Origin of the sequence: Marinomonas rhodophyticola (assembly GCF_026113935.1) — a bacterium.
In the GTDB taxonomy this organism is placed as follows: Bacteria; Pseudomonadota; Gammaproteobacteria; order Pseudomonadales; family Marinomonadaceae; genus Marinomonas; species Marinomonas rhodophyticola.
Genome location: NZ_JAPEUL010000007.1, coordinates 627,418 through 643,728, shown reverse-complemented (window position 1 = coordinate 643,728; position 16,311 = coordinate 627,418). Strand labels below are relative to the sequence as shown.

Here is a 16,311-nt window from a genome sequence, read left to right as displayed (position 1 = left end):
TTCTGACCTGAACACTGCCTTTAACAGCACCGCTCTTTTTTCACCCCAAAAATCGCCTTCACAAACGGGCTGTAGGTGTTGACGTCCGGTAACATGACGATGATGTCTTTTGGCGTTAAGCTCGGATCGCTCTCGAACATTTGCAACAGCTGATCATGCAAGACTTCCACTTCCCGCAATGGACTGTGACAACGATGCACACGAATACTTTGATCATCCACTGCGATAGCGTGACGATATTCCGCATTGGCAATACTGGCGTCTCTTTCTTGTTTCGAGCCATGGTTTTCTAGGGTCAATACATCTTGCTGAACCCATTGCAGTAACCCAGTCGATTGCTCACTACGATAATCTTCGAACACTTCCAGCTCGTTGTCGGCCATCTCTTGCAGCTGAGCAATGTAGTCTCGCCCCAAACGCCCCCAACTTGCCAACAGCGGATTGGCATCCAGATGCAAGGTATCCGCGCTCAAACCTGGCTTGAGGGTTTGGCGTTTTATTTCTCGGCCCAAATAATGTTTATCGACCACATCGCCCCAATAAAAGCGACAAGGGTTCTGCAAAAACAGATGCACATCAATCCAGCCAGAAGCAGCCAACACGCGCAGAGATTCCAGCGTATTTGGCGGCAAGGAAGATACGCCAAAAATAAAAATTCGCTCAGGAACACCCGCTGGGCGCGCAGACGATAGCGTCGCGTCATGTAAAGCTTCAATAAGATTCCCCCGATGATACAAGGAAGTTCCTTGTTGACTGACATCGGCCACCAGATCTCGCCATAGAATCGCTTGCCAAGGTTGCTGCTCAAAGATGGCTTTCAGCTTGGGGTCTTGCGCTTCGCCCCCTCCCAACTCTTGATCCAATCAGGACGATACACCAGATATTGGTCATAAATATCGGCAATGCTGCTGCATAACTGGAAGCGGCGGATTTGTGTGTCGTCTTCTTCCAAATACCAACTCAGCGCTTGGAATTCGGGTTCGTGTAAGCGTGTGTCCAGCAAGCGCATTAAACGCCATACCAAGAAAGACTTATTAAATTCACTTTGCGCCGGAATATCGTCTAACGTTTGTGCAAAGGTTTGCCAAACAAAGGTAGAAGGCAAAGGAAACACCAAACCCGCCGCAATAGAATGAGATTCGGCCAAAAACATCTTCAGCCACTGCGCCATACCAGGGTTTTGTACCAATATATGCTCATCATCAAACGGATTTTCTGGCGGCGAAACAGCCAAAATCTTCGCAAGCAACACGGCCAAATCCTCTAGACGGTTACTTGTGTAAAGTTGAAACATGCACGAATCCTAGGCTTCAAAAAAAGAATCAATAAAATCAAAGAGAAAGTAAACACACTTCCGTTTTGTTATTTGAACTGTAATGCAAACAGCCGTTTAAACAATGAATAAGCCTAACCTTGGAAGCGATAAAAAAGAAGGACTGAATAATTTAAAAAGTGAAGAGACGACAGATTAGGTGTTAGAGGTGACCGAAAAGACGAATACTAATTATTCCAAGCGTTAACACAGTGGGAAAAGATACTAAAGGACACTTTACTGAAAAGCTTGACTCAAAAATGCCTAGGTAGATCACGGCTACCATGCAGAACGCGAACAACTCTTAAGCGATCATTGAGAATACGATAAAACACCACATGGGATTGGCTGACAAAGCTATAAAGCGCTTCTCGGATTTCGCTGCGTTCACGCCCGATGCTGGGGTTGTTACAGAGCTGGATAAAGCAGTGTTCTAGATTTTTTAAATACCGAACGACCTGATCGAGTCCAAACTCAGTATCGCTATAATCAAAAATATCACTCAAGTCTTACGCCGCTTCTGGCGACAGTTCATAGCTTGCAATAGAAGAAGCCATTAAGCGCGTCTTTCTTCCAACTTGGAATTAAGAATATCCTGCACTTTATTCGGACTCGCTTCACCATCCCAACCTTTGGCTATTTCTGCGCGTAGTTCTTCTATTATGCGATGACGGTAGATTTGATGCAGACGCAATGCATCGCACACCACTTCGCTGGCATTTTGAAAATCACCGCTTTGAATTTGCGCAGAAATGTAAGCTTCTTGTTTATCGGTAAAACTGATATTCATGCTATTAATCCTCATGATCTTTTCATTTCAAGCTATCACTCCATGTCTATATTTATCAAATATGGACATTACCCTTCATACTCTGTCGCTATTAAGTATTAGTAGCCCTAAAAATATAGATTTCATTGTGGGCGGGGTATCGGTATAGGTCTCGTGTAAATCACTTTGCTAGTTTAATTGCGATCAATGGCCAATGCCAAGCTAGATGCACGTATGAGGAAAAAACTAAAATGAATATATGGTGGAGCTAAGCGGGATCGAACCGCTGACCTCTTGCATGCCATGCAAGCGCTCTCCCAGCTGAGCTATAGCCCCACAAAACGCGTAGCGTAAGTGGACAGTGTGTCCTGGGTGATGTTTTTATAGACCACTTATTTAGCAATAAATGGTGGAGCTAAGCGGGATCGAACCGCTGACCTCTTGCATGCCATGCAAGCGCTCTCCCAGCTGAGCTATAGCCCCTAAAAACTGGCGAGGATTTTATGGGCGCTTGCTAATACTGTCAACCTTTTTACCAAGCTCTAATCGGATATTTTTACCAAATCAACACAAAATCGAACACTTTCATCATTGTGATGATCCGCCTTTTTGTGTTTTTATAACTCCTTGTTCTAACAGCATGAGAGCAACCGTTTCAAACTCAACTTCAATAAAAAGAGAAGCGCAATGATCGAATTTCCAACGGTCTTAGACGATTTAATGATGGCCCAACAGCCGATACTCAAAAGAACAAAAGAAATTTTTGGGTATGAACTGCTATTCCGTGGAAAAGACTCCCTAAACGCCAACATCTCTGACGGTGAAGCGGCAACAAGCCAAGTGTTGGTCAATCTTTGCATTGGCATCACTAAACTGGAATCTCAGCTCAGAAAACCTTTTTTTATCAATATGACAACCGAACTCATGTTGTCGGACGCTTTCTTTCCTATCGACCCAGATACGGTCTATATTGAGATTCTTGAAAGCCAAAAACTGACACCAGAATTCTTTACCGCTTTAAAAAATTGGCGAGCAGCGGGCTATCGATTCGCCCTCGACGATTACCAATTTGATGAAAACTATCAGGCACTGCTCCCCTGGGTATCCATCGTAAAAATAGATGTGCTTCTTACACCACCCAGCGAGCACATAGAACAAATTAAAGAGTTAAAATCGAGAGGCCTTATTTTACTGGCGGAAAAAGTAGAAAATGCCGCCATGTTTGAGCTCTGCAAGCAGCTCGGTTTTGATTTGTTCCAAGGCTATTTTTTACAACGCCCCGAGCTTATCAAAGGCAAAAGAATCGATTCGGCCACGCACGGCGCAATCGAGTTGGTTAACGCCTTGCAAAACAAAGACATCAGCATTGAAGCATTGACCGACCTAGTCGCTAAAAATCCCAAGCTGTCCTATCAATTGCTGCGCATTCTTAACAGCCCGGTTTGCGGCGTATCTAAAACCGTCACCTCCATCAAAGAAGCCATTATCTTTTTGGGCTTGGTACAGTTAAAAAAATGGGCACTACTGATCACCATCACCTCATCAACAAAACAACCGCAATCACTGCTCAAAATCCTATTAACCCGCGGGCGTTGCTGCCAATTATTAGCAGAAAGCAAACAATCAACTCTTGCTGATTCTGCTTTTATGGTTGGAATGATGTCTGGCATAGACGCCGTGTTCAACTTAGAAAAATCCATTGTGTTAGAACAGATTGCTTTAGATAAAAGCTTACTCGCTGCCATCCTCAAACAATCGGGAGAACTTGGCGGTTATCTGAAACAAACATTAAGCTGTGAAGAGCAAGACTGGAACAAAATCCAGTCAATGACACCGGCCGAAAGAACAACACTCAACAGAGCCTTTTTAGACGCCATGCTATGGGCTGATGACGTCGTCCGATCAATAAATTAATTAAATACAAAATAAATGTATTTTTTTACGTTAAATGATTGACACCCCAATAAAAAACCATAGAATACGCTTCACCTTTTTCAAGGCCAGTGTGGTGGAATTGGTAGACACGACGGATTCAAAATCCGTTGCCTTCGGGTGTGGCGGTTCGAGTCCGCCTACTGGTACCAACATAAAAAAAGCGCTTACTTCGGTAAGCGCTTTTTTTGCATTCAACTTGCCACCAAAGAACAGCACTCGACTAAACAAGTGCCTTCAAAGAGTCAGAACAATCAATGATCGTCAAAACCATGCAATACGTAATCGGGTAGATCTTCTTCTTTTGGAATCGGCGTCGACCGCCCAGTTTCGTCTATCGCCACAAACTTAAACATCCCTTCTGTGACTTTTTCTCGTCGTCCAATGCGCCCACGGCGAACCCAAGCCTCCACAAGAATATTCATTGATGTACGGCCAACCGACTCTACTCGGGTATACACCCCTAAAATATCCCCCACTTTTACTGGGCGAATAAAACTCATACCATCCAGCGCGACCGTCACTACCCGAGACTGAGCACGCTGACCTGCACATATGCCCGCCGCGATATCCATTTGCGATACCACCCAACCACCAAAAATATCACCCGCTGGATTCGTGTCGCCGGGCATAGCCACGGTTCTTGTCGTAAGACGACCTTTTGCCTTTTCTTCAAACTCTGACATAACGCTCTCTCAATCAGTTTTTCCCACTCACTAAGCGCAAGTGTATCCGTTTATACAGACAGAGAGTAACAACAAAATAATATCTCAGACATTTTAAAAACGCATAACGACACACACAAACCCAAGCTTACTTGATTGAGTCTGCTTCATAATAAATAGCGGTTCCTTTGGCCTCTGTTGTTGGGAACGAAAAACTCGAACCAATCGAAGTACCTATCCCGCCACCACTGCCAGCACTAACGCCAACCCCCGTACCCAAGCGTCTAAACGACAACTGTGTTACCTCATCCAAAATGACACCGTTAGCGCCAATTTTCGCTGCCTGCTCTTTTAACTCTAGAGTCGCTTTCTCTTTTCGAGACGCCTCGGTAAAACCATTGTCACTTGACGCATAGACAGTCCCAACCACCTCGTAGGCAAACGTAGGCGCCTGATCAAATACCGTCACTTGATCCACCTCAAGCTCTGGCATCTGCTGCCCTGTCACCACATGGGAACCAGAAGCACAACCAAACAGCAAAGCAGGTAACGCCAAAACAAATAAGCACTTTAGATACGTCATCATCACACCAACCTCTTACATTGAAACGCTAAATCATAACAGTGTTGCACAAAGAGCGTGAAAGCAGATCGACAAAACTGTGAATTTTCGACTACCGAGGAGATACAAACAAACACAATATCCTGCAAGCGAGCAAGCCGATTATCGCCTATCATAAAAACAACAAGCACAGAAAGTAACATGAGAGGTAAAAATGAGCGAGCTAATGGAAACCGACATTTCATGCCCTTACTGCGGCGAAAACATCGACGTCGTAATCGAAGTATTAGATGAAAGCCAAGAATACATAGAAGATTGTCAAGTCTGCTGCCGCCCCATCACCTTCAACATCGACACCGCCTTCGACGGCTCCACCTCGGTTTCCGTCTACTCGGAAAATGAGACGTATTGATTGAAGAAATCCATGGGTGACGTAGCGTGCAAACACACCTTCCCACAAGCAAGAAACGTCAGAGGGTCAGAAAACCGTACCAACTGGCGTTGGGTCGCAAGCGACGTAATGTCCTGGGCACTGGCTCAGAAAATGACGCATTGAGTTAATGTCCTACCCTTAGTCATCAGCCATTTCATCTAAGTTATTACCTTTCTTACCGTCCGGCCGTGTCCTTAAATGTTCCTTATCCTTCCTCTTCACTACAACCAAATCTATCAATCCACTTTTAGTCATCCCAAGAGCTTTTTCAGTGGAAGTAAAGTTTTTGTTACCTTCCAGCAATACATCAGTAATATTGCCATTTTTATCACGTTTTGCGTCAACCACTTTACGCTTCTTAGCCATCAATTTTCCTTATTTTTGCGACCCTAGTTAGAAAAATAAGAATAGTTTAGATACCAAAAAACCGCCACTTGGGCGGTTGATTAGTGACGATGGGGTGACTATCTAATATCAAGGCCGCTTGTGCTAGAAGAAGCAAAATAAGGCATTCCTAGCTGTTACAGTTGTAAAATCTTTAGAATAGACGGGCTAGGACTGAAAAAATGCAGAACAAAAACTTCTCTTTCTATCTCTTTCTAATTCTTCCTATCTTTTACCACCAGCTGATAGTTTTTTCCGATTAGTTACATCGCTCTCTATACATTAATATTATTATGAATTTGACTAGGCCGTCAAAGTACATCGGGTAGGAGGCAAACATGTCTAACTTTGAATCAACAACTAAACGAGATGACAAAAAAACTCTAGTTGCACTACACAGAGCTAGAAAAAATGGCATTAGAATGAACGTTATAGGAGCCGGTGGTCTATCCATGAGTACCCTAACGACTTAGCTAAATCTAAAAAAATCCAGACAACTACAGAAAAAGTCGAGGCTCTTTTCTCGTTTTCTTAAGTAAATAATTCATGGGTATTTAAATGGAATTAGCAATTTTAATACCTATTACACTTTTAGGAGGCTTCCTATATTGTAAAGTCTCCTATCGCCAGTTTATAAAATTTCATAGATATAACGATCAACACCTTTATCTTCAAGCTGCCCTTTGCGGACTACTACCTTTACTGATTTCCTTTCTGTTAGCATTTTTATTACTATTCTTGGTTACTCAGTCATATCCCAATTTCATTAGGTGGTCATTAGAAAATATCATCAATAAAGCATTTCCAGACATTACAGAGCAAAATATAAGTCAGCTCCCTCTCTTCACATACACAACGTCCATACTTATTCCTTTTGTTTCTTGGCTACTAGCAATACTAAGCAATTTAGGCATGTACTTATTTGGAGATAACAAAGATGCCTACAATAAGTCCATAGACCAAATATTGGAGTGTACTGTCGATATCTTTTCAGGCTCTTTTAAATCAAATCTACGTATAGCCAAACAAAATAAAGAAGAAATCAAAGAGCTAACACGAATATATGAAGTTAAAAGAATCGTTTTAGGAAACCCTCTAGATAGCTTTTTCTATAATGCATACACAAAAACCGAACCTGTAGAGATCACAACCAACTCTAATACGATTTTCATTGGCGGTGTTCTATCGATTGGAGAACCAAATGAAAAAGATGGACTAGGCCCAGAAATTACAATTTTTCCAATTGCTAGCGGGTATATTTGCCAAAAAACACTCAAAAACAGATTAAACAAAATTTACCCTAAACACATTAGAGAAGAGTTACCTACTTACATAAGATTGGATCAAATTATATCTGCTAGGCCATTCAAAGCAGAAAACTACACGAAAGAAGATATAGACAGCCCAAAAGATGACTCACCCCAAATGAGTCTAATCTAGCATCAAAGCAATATCACCCATATCTGGTGCGCAGTAAACCCGCTGCAGGATTCTTAGGTCTGTATGACCTGATATTTTCGCTAGGTTCAGTACGTCCACTTTGGTGGCTAGTCGCGTGAGTGCTCCCCGCCTGAGATCATGAAAGTGCAGATCGTCTATTAGGCACTTGTTACGAATCTTCCTGAAATTCACATCAAGGGATGCCTAACTTTAGGTTAAAGGCCTTTAGCTTGCAATCAACCAGTGTCTTGAGTTTTTCCAATACTTTCACTGCAGCGGTAGATAATGGCACAGTTCGAGGGTTACCGTTATTTGTTTTGGGTAGATAAACGGTTCGTCTTTCTAAATTCACGTCTTCCCAAGTAATGCCGCAAATCTCACCAGCTCGCATAGCGGTTTCAATAGCAAAGACTATGGCCGCACCAATTCGTTCGCTTTTTGATTCTGGCGGTACGTCTATGTTGTATTGCGTGGCGATCATTGGTTGTTCAAATTCACCTGAGCGCAGTTTTAAAAATAAACGCCACTGAATATTCTCCGGTGCAATGTGCGGTGCAGTTTCGGTGCAGAATTTCAGAAAAGATAGCATATAAGCGGAAAAGCTTACAATTTGAAGTAACACTAAGAAAATGCTGGAGAGTAGATATTTAAAGGGATTGAGCAAGATAATAAAGTGCAGGCATAAAAAAAGGCACCATAAATGGTGCCGGGACCGGAATCGAACCGGTACGATATTTCTATCGCAAGATTTTAAGTCTTGTGTGTCTACCTATTTCACCACTCGGGCATATCTGATTTTGGAGGCCGGAGTCGGAATCGAACCGGCGTACACGGAGTTGCAGTCCGCTGCATGACCACTCTGCCATCCGGCCTCATATCAGATACATCTTTTGATTGGAGCGGGAAACGAGGCTCGAACTCGCGACCCCAACCTTGGCAAGGTTGTGCTCTACCACTGAGCTATTCCCGCGTCTCAAAAGACGGTGCCTATTCTATGTATTTGAGCTTTCACGTCAAGGAAAAAATCCAAATAAATAGCTAACTTAGGCACTTTTTTTAAATCTGTTTAGTTTTTGTTCGACTCTTTAGACATTAGCTCAGGCCAAGCGGCTTTTAAGTAGACATACATAGACCAAAGCGTTAATAACGCAGCCGCAATTAAGACCGCCTCCCCTACGTGGGCTTCTAGTGTATCTGGCCTGCTGCCCAATAAAATGAAAATGGCCAACATTTGCATGGTGGTTTTTAGCTTACCGATATACGACACGGCGACACTGGCACGCTTACCCATTTCCGCCATCCATTCACGCAGTGCCGAGATCACAATCTCACGACCAACAATGACAGCACTGGCTAAGGTTAATAAGGGATTAGAATAGCTTGCCACCAGCAGAACTAAGGCAATGGATACCATAAGTTTATCGGCAACGGGGTCAAAAAAAGCGCCAAACGCGGTGGTTTGATCCAGTTTTCTTGCTAGGTAACCGTCTAACCAATCCGTAATAGCTGCCAAGGCAAAAATCATCGCGCAGGTGTAATAGCGCCCTTCCCACGGCAAATAATAAATTACCACAAGAATCGGAATCATAAAGATCCGCACGGACGTTAATATATTCGGTATGTTCATCTTATTCCTAATTATTTTAGCACCCCTAACTTTTATGAAGATGGAGGTAAATTTCTTCTGCTTTTTTGACACTAATCCCTTTCACCTTAGCAATATCTTCCTGACTTGCCGATAACAATTCTTGATACCCCCCAAACGCCGTCAGCAGCTCTTTACGGCGATTTGGCCCAATACCAGGAATATCCTCCAACACCGAGTGACGACGTTTCTTATCTCGCCTACGACGATGACTTTTTACAGCAAACCGATGCGCTTCATCACGTATATGCTGAATCAAATGCAGCGCCGCTGAATCAGGCGGCAAAACCACCTCATCCTCTTTTGAACCAATATACAAGGTTTCAAGGCCTGGCTTGCGAGTGTCTCCTTTGGCGACACCCAACAAAAATATGTTCACCAAACCCAACTCTTTCAATACATTTTCTGCTTGCGTCAACTGACCTTTACCACCGTCGATAAGCAAGACATCTGGCGCTTCAAGCTCACCAGTCTTCACTCGTTTGTAACGACGAGTTAAGGCTTGTTTCATCGCGCCATAATCATCACCTGGCTCAACCCCTTCGATGTTAAAGGAGCGATATCGCTTTTTGTCCGGCCCATCTGGCCCAAACACGACACAAGATGCCACCGTTGCCTCACCACTAGAGTGACTAATATCAAAGCATTCCATGTGTTTTGGCGGTTCGGAAAAGCCCAATAGCTTTTGCAACGCCGTAATACGGCTAAAATGATTACGCTTATCCGACAATCGAGCTTGCAAGCCTTGCTCGGCATTCAGCTTCGCCAAATCCAACCAACGAGCACGCTGCCCTCTGACATTGCTTAACACTTCGATTTTTTTCTGCGTGGTTTCAAAAATGCCTTCTACCAACGCATCACCATCCTCTAACTCATGGCTTATGATAAGCGTCTTCGGTAACTCTTGAATACCACCAAGATAAAATTGTGCAATAAAAGACGACAATAATTCGCCTTCGGTGATTTCAATGGGCATTTTGGGGTAATAACTTTTACTCCCAACCACTTTACCTTTGCGCACCATCATCACATGAACACACAAACCACCCGGCTGAATAATCGAAGCAATCACGTCAGCCTCGCCCGTTTGTCCATAGACATGCTGCTGCTCTTGAATGTGTTTAAGCTGAATGATTTGGTCACGTAGCTCAGCGGCGCGTTCGAACTCCATGTCGGCTGCAGCCGCACTCATCTGGGTAGAAATTTCTGCCGTTAACTCTTGGTCTTTTCCCTGCAAAAACATGCGAGCGTGACGCACGTCCAGCTCATACTCTTCATCACTGATTAACCCAACACAAGGTCCGGAGCAACGCTTAATTTGATACTGTAGACATGGCCGAGATCGATTCGAGTAAGTACTGTCCTCGCACTGACGCACCTTGAACACCTTTTGCATGGTGATCAAACTTTCTTTTACCGCACTGCCGCTCGGAAAGGGACCAAATAACGTTCCTTTATCCGTTTTATCGCCGCGCCGAAACAACAACGCCGGATGAGGATGATTGGATAGCAGAATATAGGGATAAGATTTATCGTCACGGAGTAAAATGTTGTACGGTGGACGATGCTGTTTAATCAGCGTTTGCTCAAGCAACAACGCTTCCGTTTCGCTTTTGGTAACCGCTATCTCAATGGTGTGGATACGACTCACCAGAGCCATGGTTTTGGTGGTTAACCCCGTCACGCGAAAATAGCTCGCCACACGGTTCTTAAGATTTTTAGCTTTGCCAACATAAAGCAACTCACCTTTTACATCGTACATGCGATACACGCCTGGCCGAGTGGTTAAATTGCTGACAAAGTGTTTAGGATCAAATTCTGAATGGCTCAAACAAACCTCGTTTTCGCCTAGCCCATACCAAGCACATTATAACGTACTGCTAAATGAATCAGTTCAACATCGCTTTCAATATTCAGCTTTGCAAAAATACGAGTACGGTAGGTACTTACGGTTTTAGGACTCACGTTTAAATGCTCAGCGATTTCATTGGATTTTTTGCAATCCACAATCATTTGCGCCACCTGCAACTCTCTGTCTGATAGCTGCCCCAAAGGAGACCCTTGACCATCGATCGAGAATTTAGACAACGCCATTTTTTGGGCGATACCCTTGGAAATATAGTGCTCACCTCTGGACACAATTTGAATGGCTTCGAGCAACTCGGAGGTGTTGGTACCTTTCGTTAAATAGCCAGAGGCCCCAGCTTCAAGTAATTTTACGGGGTATAAGTTGTCATCCAATGCGGACAACGCAATGATCTTGGTTTTAGGCAGAAGACGCTTTATCTCTTTTGTCGCCCCTAAGCCGCCAATTCCCGGCATATGCACGTCCATTAAGACGATGTCTGGCAACCATTTTTTGGCATGAATAATGGCCTCTTCACCACAATGCACCACACCAACCACTTCAACACCCTTTACATCCTGTAATACACGACTAATGCCTTGGCTCACCACATCATGGTCGTCAACAATCAATACCTTCAACATAACAACCTCACCAAACTTTCCTACGCCTTGTGTCGATTTCCATCTTACCGAGAATGAAACCGCCTATAGCATCCTGCTAATAAAAAATTATGTTATATAAGAAATAGAAAAAACGCACCGTTATTCTGGCAACTTTTCTGTATAGCCCATTTCTAACAGCTTTTTCTGACTGATGTCACGATAACGATTGCGCACACCAGATCCATACGTTTTTTGAGTGTAATACAGTAACGGCGCGATTTGCGCTTCATCGACAGACAAAACCTTAGCAATTTTACTGGCCAAATCCTTCACTGCAAGTGGTTGCTGATTTTCAATCATAATGACTTTTGGCACCACTAGGCGCTCCCCAGCAATCACACGATCAACCACCTTCAAATAACTTTGCTCAAAGAGCGGCCAACTAATGCGCTCTTCTTCAGATTTGATTTTGTACCAGCCCACCTCTGAACCAGCAAAAAAAACCGCAGGATGGCTCCATTTATACTGTAAAGGATCGGTACGACAAGCACATGCTTCAAGGTACGCAGAACGAGGATCAACCAAACCATAGGCTTTATAGGCTGTATTAATCAGCTTTAAAAAATCCGCAATGGTCGGTGGCCAAGAGTGAACTTCTTTCGTTCGTTCTACCGCATACGCCAACAAGGGCATCTTGAAAGCCTTTTAAGGCAATAGCCCATTCACGCTTTGCCAACTTCACTTCATCTGTAGTGCTATAAGCAGAGGCAAATTTATGAGTGTAAATTGCTTTAAAGCGTGCAAACAACATGTTTACTAACACTCGCGTTTGCTGATCTGCCTCGGTTGGACCTGGTTCGCGGGCCGTTTGACCACTATTAGCATAGGCGCTTGAGCCGTACTCACCAGTCTGTGTCGTGGATGTTGTTGAGGGCGTCGCTAACTTGTTCTCGAGAGGTTTTAGTAAATGCTGAACTGCCTGAGGTTCCTTCATATGAAGACCGATCCGATTGTTTGTATTGCCACTGACGTTTTACGTATTTAAAAAATTCACTGTTCCAAGTTCTAACGTTTTTTCGCTGCTCTTTGATCCTTAACAAAAACTCTGTTTGCAGAGACAGCGCAAACTCACGAGCAATACCGGCCTGCCCGATTTGCTCTAACGTTGCTTCTTCAGGTTGCCATTGATCTGGTTGCCGAGCACGCTCTTTCTGCTCCAAATACAAATCAAAATCCGTCACACCTCGACGATCATTCACCACTGGCGGAGAAGATGGAGCATCATATTGCCGAACTGGCTGCTTCGGTGGATAGCTCTTAGGCTGCGGTGTAAACTCTTCGCTTTTTTCTCGAGCCGCTCTGTGCAAACGGTCCATTTTATTCATCAATGAATCGTCTTTTTCTACCATTGGCTCTGCTGGCTTAATCGTTTGAGCGGCTTTTTGAGGCGAGGATAAATGAATTTCCAATATTTCCTCTTGTCGCTGAAAACTTAACAGCTGACTGATTTGTAAATTAGTCAGCAAACGCATCAGCATTGGCACAGTCCAAAATGACAACTGGGCACTAAGTCGACTCATTTCAATTCGTAGAACATGGGAACTGACTAGGTACGCTTGCTGATTCAAAAAAGTCAGCAATACCGTTTCCTCTAAGCCGATCTTGGCTGCAATTGAAAATGATATCGGTAATGAATAGTCGTTATCCAACATAAATCTCGCTTTGCGCTTTGCTTTACATACCTAACGCAACAGTCTATCAAAAGCCGTTCCCATAAGCACGAGAACCTTCAATGAACTGTGATCAAGCATCCCTAAAAATGATTAGGCTTAACTCTAATATATTGCCATTATCAGCCTATTGAAAAGCTTTGACACAAACTAAAAGCAAGCCTATGCTGACAATAACAGATTAGCAATTAAACCATGCTATACCTGTTCTAGAGCACGCGTTCTAGATCCTATCTGTTATTTGTTTTGCAAATGTTACTCAGGAGGAATGTAGTATGCACACTACCAAAATTTCTGGTCACCACGTTGATGTAACCCCTGCAATAAAAGAGCATATTCATGACAAGCTCAGTAAAATCTCAAAGCTTACCGACCAAATAACCTCGGTTAATGTTACCTTACTTAAAGACAGTAAGAGTCAAAAAGCGGAAGCGAGAGTACACATTCCTGGCAAAGAAATTTTTGCTGCCGCCTCTTCTGAAGAGAGATTATTTTACGCCATAGACGAAATGGTCGATAAATTGGCAAAACAAATTGATAAACACAAAACCAAGCAATCAAGCATTACTCACAAAATGCCAATAACGCACTAATACGGTAAGACACGACCTGTTAATACTCATTTAAGTGCTTTGTCACTTTAAATACTGGAAAACACCGCCATGTTGCGGTGTTTTTTGGTATTTACCCTCTAAAAAAACAATCACGCTTGAAGTTTGGAACTTTCGGCTGCATATTAAGTCTATTGATTGTCTTAAACCCTAAAGGAGTAATTCCATGCGTTATACTGAAGCCCTTTCGACACACTCGTCACAAGCGGCCAACAAAACGCTCCGCAATACTTACGGACTGTTGTCGCTTACCCTTTTGTTCAGCGCCTTCACTGCGGGCATGAGCATGGCTTTCAACTTACCCCATCCAGGCCTCATTATCACACTTGTAGGCTTTTATGGTTTGCTTTTCCTAACACATAAATTTAAGAACAGCTCTGCTGGTATTCTTTGTGTGTTCGCTTTGACTGGTTTTATGGGCCTTACTCTTGGCCCAATATTAAGCGCTTACCTGAGTTTGTCTAATGGCGCTAGCTTAATCATGAGTGCATTGGGCATCACAGGACTATCATTCCTTGGCCTATCTGCTTATGCACTGGTGTCAAAGAAAGATTTTAGCTTCCTAAATGGATTCATTACTGTTGGTTTCTTTGTTCTCTTGTTTGCTGTTATCGCCGGTATCTTTGTAAAAATGCCTGCTCTGCAGATCTTCATTTCTGCGGGTTTCGCACTTTTCTCAGCGGCGGTTATTTTGCTGCAAACTAGCCAAATTGTTCGCGGCGGTGAAACCAACTACATCATGGCAACAGTGAACTTGTATGTGTCTTTATACAACATGTTCTTAAGTATTCTGTCGCTACTTGGTATGGCTCGCGACGAGTAATTCTATTGAGCCATTCGAAAAGGCCGCTGACTGCGGCCTTTTTTCTGTGTAAAATCTGTTAATTCGCTTTTACAGTTTACTCAAAAGGTCATTTTTTAATGCAATACACCCTGCTTATCACAGGCTCCCCCTATCAAACTAAAGCGTGCCATAGCGCTCTGCGCTTTATAAAAGCCGCCTTGTTAGAATATCCCAACAGCATTAAGGGTGTATTTTTTTATGAAGATGCCGTACTCATTGGCAACCAAATAGCACAGCCACCAAGGGACGAAATCAATATCACTCAAGCTTGGCAAGACATCGCACAGCAACACAACATTCCGCTGTATTTATGCATCGCCGCGGCGGTAAGACGCGGCATAATTAACGACACTGAAAGCCGTCGTTATGAACTAGAGCAGCACACCCTAGCCAAAGGTTTCCAGCTGGAAGGCTTGGGCACATTCGTTGACCTGATGAACACCACCAATAAAGTCATCCAATTTAGGTAAACCTATGAAACACACTCTGATTCACCTAAATACCAGCCCTTATTCTAGCTTAGCGTGCAAAGAAGGCCTTGATCTCGCCTTGGTATTGGCCACCTTTGAACAACCTGTCGACTTGTGTCTATCTGGCGCCGCTTTAGCCCTCTTAACAGACAACCAACAACCGACCGCAGAGCATGGCAAAAACCTTCACAAACTACTGGCAGGACTAGAGTTTTACGACATCGAAAACGTCTTCATCGAGGCCAATTCGGGACTCGACAACACCAAGACTTGGCAAGGCGTTCAGCCACTTAATCACGCAGAATGGCAAGCAATGTTCTCCCACTATCAACAAGTTTTCCGGTTTTAATCATGCGACTTCACCAAATCAATCAACTTACCTACCCTGAACCACTGGAAAGCACATGGCAAAACAGCTTACAGGCCAATGATCAGGTATTACTAATAGAGAGTGGGATTTTGCGTACTGTCCAGAATACCGCAACCCTACAAACACTCATTGAAACAAAAAACACTCAACTCTACTATTTGCAAAGTGATGCTGTGGCGTATGGAATATCGCCAAAGATTGGCATTGGGTTATCGGATCAAGAATGGGTAGATTTAACCTTTGCCTCCGAAGCAAACATTAGTTGGTAACCAATATGACAGACACAACCGCTGTTTTAGATGAAGAAGGTTACTTGCTCAATCTACAAGATTGGACGCCAGAACTTGCTCATCAATTAGCACAAGACGTTGACATTGCACTAACGGAAGCCCATTGGGAAATCATTCACGTATTACGTGATTTTTACCAAGAATATGAAGTATCACCAGCTATGCGCCCATTGGTCAAAGCCGTGAGCAAAAAACTTGGGGCCGAAAAAGGTCGAAGCATTTATCTAATGACCTTATTTCCCGGCAGCCCTCCTAAGCTAGCCGCCAAAATTGCCGGTCTCCCAAAACCTGCGAATTGCTTGTAGATCCGCATTTATGCCGACAAAAAACCATGTAGGTTAGCCTTTAGGCCGTCAAAAGCCGGATGACATCAAACCAAAAACCTTGACGCGCTAAAGCACGA

23 protein-coding genes and 6 tRNA genes are annotated in these 16,311 nt (G+C 43.5%); 10 read left to right on the top strand and 19 right to left on the bottom strand.

The genetic code is table 11. The features are described 5' to 3' along the window. Nucleotides 1-20: 20 nt before the first annotated feature. From ONZ52_RS11750 to ONZ52_RS11725, 6 genes are all read right to left on the bottom strand, one after another. Nucleotides 21-863: an exodeoxyribonuclease V subunit gamma gene (locus ONZ52_RS11750; RefSeq protein WP_265218805.1), complete on the bottom strand. Its 843-nt coding sequence runs from the start codon at nucleotides 861-863 to the stop codon at nucleotides 21-23. Beyond that, on the bottom strand, nucleotides 818-1,294 hold the full coding sequence (locus ONZ52_RS11745) for an exodeoxyribonuclease V subunit gamma (RefSeq protein ID WP_265218804.1): 477 nt from the start codon (nucleotides 1,292-1,294) through the stop codon (nucleotides 818-820). The genes ONZ52_RS11750 and ONZ52_RS11745 overlap by 46 nt, the downstream gene beginning before the upstream one ends. 272 nt (nucleotides 1,295-1,566) lie before the next feature. Then, a complete protein-coding gene (locus ONZ52_RS11740) occupies nucleotides 1,567-1,818 on the bottom strand; it encodes a type II toxin-antitoxin system RelE/ParE family toxin (RefSeq protein ID WP_265218803.1) in 252 nt (83 codons plus the stop codon). A gap of 50 nt (nucleotides 1,819-1,868) precedes the next feature. Further along, nucleotides 1,869-2,102 (bottom strand): type II toxin-antitoxin system ParD family antitoxin, encoded by a 234-nt coding sequence (locus ONZ52_RS11735; protein WP_265218802.1) that lies wholly within the window; start codon nucleotides 2,100-2,102, stop codon nucleotides 1,869-1,871. A gap of 239 nt (nucleotides 2,103-2,341) precedes the next feature. Beyond that, nucleotides 2,342-2,417 (bottom strand) — tRNA-Ala (locus tag ONZ52_RS11730). 71 nt (nucleotides 2,418-2,488) lie between these two features. Next, nucleotides 2,489-2,564 (bottom strand) — tRNA-Ala (locus ONZ52_RS11725). A 204-nt stretch (nucleotides 2,565-2,768) separates the two neighbouring features. Here ONZ52_RS11725 and ONZ52_RS11720 point away from each other — a divergent pair. Both ONZ52_RS11720 and ONZ52_RS11715 read left to right on the top strand, forming a co-directional pair. Beyond that, on the top strand, nucleotides 2,769-3,995 hold the full coding sequence (locus tag ONZ52_RS11720) for an EAL and HDOD domain-containing protein (protein WP_265218801.1): 1,227 nt from the start codon (nucleotides 2,769-2,771) through the stop codon (nucleotides 3,993-3,995). Nucleotides 3,996-4,080: 85 nt separating this feature from the next. After that, a tRNA-Leu gene (locus ONZ52_RS11715) sits at nucleotides 4,081-4,165 on the top strand. Nucleotides 4,166-4,267: 102 nt separating this feature from the next. On the opposite strand, the gene ONZ52_RS11710 is transcribed toward ONZ52_RS11715, so the two are convergent. Together ONZ52_RS11710 and ONZ52_RS11705 are read right to left on the bottom strand one after the other, a co-directional pair. Continuing rightward, nucleotides 4,268-4,699, bottom strand: coding sequence for an acyl-CoA thioesterase (locus ONZ52_RS11710; RefSeq protein WP_111606297.1), 432 nt, complete (start codon nucleotides 4,697-4,699; stop codon nucleotides 4,268-4,270). A gap of 127 nt (nucleotides 4,700-4,826) precedes the next feature. Next, nucleotides 4,827-5,264, bottom strand: coding sequence for a hypothetical protein (locus tag ONZ52_RS11705; RefSeq protein ID WP_265218800.1), 438 nt, complete (start codon nucleotides 5,262-5,264; stop codon nucleotides 4,827-4,829). Nucleotides 5,265-5,466: 202 nt separating this feature from the next. On the opposite strand from ONZ52_RS11705, the gene ONZ52_RS11700 reads away from it, so the two are divergent. Further along, nucleotides 5,467-5,652 (top strand): CPXCG motif-containing cysteine-rich protein, encoded by a 186-nt coding sequence (locus ONZ52_RS11700; RefSeq protein WP_265218799.1) that lies wholly within the window; start codon nucleotides 5,467-5,469, stop codon nucleotides 5,650-5,652. 159 nt (nucleotides 5,653-5,811) lie between these two features. On the opposite strand, the gene ONZ52_RS11695 is transcribed toward ONZ52_RS11700, so the two are convergent. Next, nucleotides 5,812-6,039 (bottom strand): DUF3892 domain-containing protein, encoded by a 228-nt coding sequence (locus ONZ52_RS11695; protein WP_265218798.1) that lies wholly within the window; start codon nucleotides 6,037-6,039, stop codon nucleotides 5,812-5,814. A 576-nt stretch (nucleotides 6,040-6,615) separates the two neighbouring features. On the opposite strand from ONZ52_RS11695, the gene ONZ52_RS11690 reads away from it, so the two are divergent. Further along, the gene (locus ONZ52_RS11690) at nucleotides 6,616-7,497 is read left to right on the top strand and encodes a hypothetical protein (protein WP_265218797.1); all 882 of its coding nucleotides are present in this window, start codon (nucleotides 6,616-6,618) and stop codon (nucleotides 7,495-7,497) included. Here the strand turns inward: ONZ52_RS11690 and ONZ52_RS25385 are convergent. From ONZ52_RS25385 to ONZ52_RS11645, 10 genes are all read right to left on the bottom strand, one after another. Then, nucleotides 7,489-7,689 (bottom strand): tyrosine-type recombinase/integrase, encoded by a 201-nt coding sequence (locus ONZ52_RS25385; RefSeq protein WP_409419771.1) that lies wholly within the window; start codon nucleotides 7,687-7,689, stop codon nucleotides 7,489-7,491. The two genes, ONZ52_RS11690 and ONZ52_RS25385, sit on opposite strands and share 9 nt — an antisense overlap. Nucleotide 7,690: 1 nt before the next feature. Continuing rightward, nucleotides 7,691-8,086 carry a tyrosine-type recombinase/integrase gene (locus ONZ52_RS11685; RefSeq protein ID WP_265218795.1) on the bottom strand — a complete coding sequence of 132 codons (396 nt, stop codon included), beginning with the start codon at nucleotides 8,084-8,086 and terminating at the stop codon, nucleotides 7,691-7,693. 112 nt (nucleotides 8,087-8,198) lie between these two features. Then, nucleotides 8,199-8,284: transfer RNA gene (locus ONZ52_RS11680), tRNA-Leu, on the bottom strand. A gap of 11 nt (nucleotides 8,285-8,295) precedes the next feature. Beyond that, nucleotides 8,296-8,369, bottom strand: a tRNA-Cys gene (locus tag ONZ52_RS11675). Nucleotides 8,370-8,392: 23 nt separating this feature from the next. Beyond that, nucleotides 8,393-8,467, bottom strand: a tRNA-Gly gene (locus tag ONZ52_RS11670). Between the two features lie 96 nt (nucleotides 8,468-8,563). Continuing rightward, nucleotides 8,564-9,124 (bottom strand): CDP-diacylglycerol--glycerol-3-phosphate 3-phosphatidyltransferase, encoded by a 561-nt coding sequence (pgsA, locus tag ONZ52_RS11665; RefSeq protein WP_265218794.1) that lies wholly within the window; start codon nucleotides 9,122-9,124, stop codon nucleotides 8,564-8,566. Nucleotides 9,125-9,149: 25 nt separating this feature from the next. Then, nucleotides 9,150-10,973 (bottom strand): excinuclease ABC subunit UvrC, encoded by a 1,824-nt coding sequence (gene uvrC / locus ONZ52_RS11660; RefSeq protein ID WP_265218793.1) that lies wholly within the window; start codon nucleotides 10,971-10,973, stop codon nucleotides 9,150-9,152. 17 nt (nucleotides 10,974-10,990) lie between these two features. Then, nucleotides 10,991-11,632: a response regulator gene (locus tag ONZ52_RS11655; protein ID WP_111606876.1), complete on the bottom strand. Its 642-nt coding sequence runs from the start codon at nucleotides 11,630-11,632 to the stop codon at nucleotides 10,991-10,993. Nucleotides 11,633-11,752: 120 nt separating this feature from the next. Continuing rightward, entirely contained in the window at nucleotides 11,753-12,286 is a 534-nt protein-coding gene (locus tag ONZ52_RS11650; RefSeq protein ID WP_265218791.1) for a hypothetical protein, read from the bottom strand. 209 nt (nucleotides 12,287-12,495) lie between these two features. Continuing rightward, a complete protein-coding gene (locus tag ONZ52_RS11645) occupies nucleotides 12,496-13,305 on the bottom strand; it encodes a DnaT-like ssDNA-binding domain-containing protein (protein ID WP_265218789.1) in 810 nt (269 codons plus the stop codon). Between the two features lie 293 nt (nucleotides 13,306-13,598). Here ONZ52_RS11645 and hpf point away from each other — a divergent pair, with 293 nt between their 5' ends. The 6 genes from hpf to ONZ52_RS11615 all read left to right on the top strand — a co-directional run bounded on the left by hpf (nucleotide 13,599) and on the right by ONZ52_RS11615 (nucleotide 16,213). Beyond that, nucleotides 13,599-13,916 carry a ribosome hibernation-promoting factor, HPF/YfiA family gene (gene hpf / locus ONZ52_RS11640; RefSeq protein WP_265218787.1) on the top strand — a complete coding sequence of 106 codons (318 nt, stop codon included), beginning with the start codon at nucleotides 13,599-13,601 and terminating at the stop codon, nucleotides 13,914-13,916. Between the two features lie 184 nt (nucleotides 13,917-14,100). Then, on the top strand, nucleotides 14,101-14,757 hold the full coding sequence (locus ONZ52_RS11635; protein WP_111606872.1) for a Bax inhibitor-1/YccA family protein: 657 nt from the start codon (nucleotides 14,101-14,103) through the stop codon (nucleotides 14,755-14,757). 98 nt (nucleotides 14,758-14,855) lie between these two features. Beyond that, nucleotides 14,856-15,248: a sulfurtransferase complex subunit TusD gene (tusD, locus tag ONZ52_RS11630; RefSeq protein WP_265218784.1), complete on the top strand. Its 393-nt coding sequence runs from the start codon at nucleotides 14,856-14,858 to the stop codon at nucleotides 15,246-15,248. A 4-nt stretch (nucleotides 15,249-15,252) separates the two neighbouring features. Beyond that, nucleotides 15,253-15,597, top strand: a complete 345-nt coding sequence (locus ONZ52_RS11625) for a DsrE family protein (RefSeq protein WP_265218782.1) — start codon at nucleotides 15,253-15,255, stop codon at nucleotides 15,595-15,597. 2 nt (nucleotides 15,598-15,599) lie between these two features. Then, nucleotides 15,600-15,887, top strand: coding sequence for a DsrH/TusB family sulfur metabolism protein (locus ONZ52_RS11620; protein ID WP_265218781.1), 288 nt, complete (start codon nucleotides 15,600-15,602; stop codon nucleotides 15,885-15,887). A gap of 5 nt (nucleotides 15,888-15,892) precedes the next feature. Beyond that, the gene (locus tag ONZ52_RS11615; protein ID WP_265218780.1) at nucleotides 15,893-16,213 is read left to right on the top strand and encodes a TusE/DsrC/DsvC family sulfur relay protein; all 321 of its coding nucleotides are present in this window, start codon (nucleotides 15,893-15,895) and stop codon (nucleotides 16,211-16,213) included. The last annotated feature ends 98 nt before the right edge of the window (nucleotides 16,214-16,311 follow it).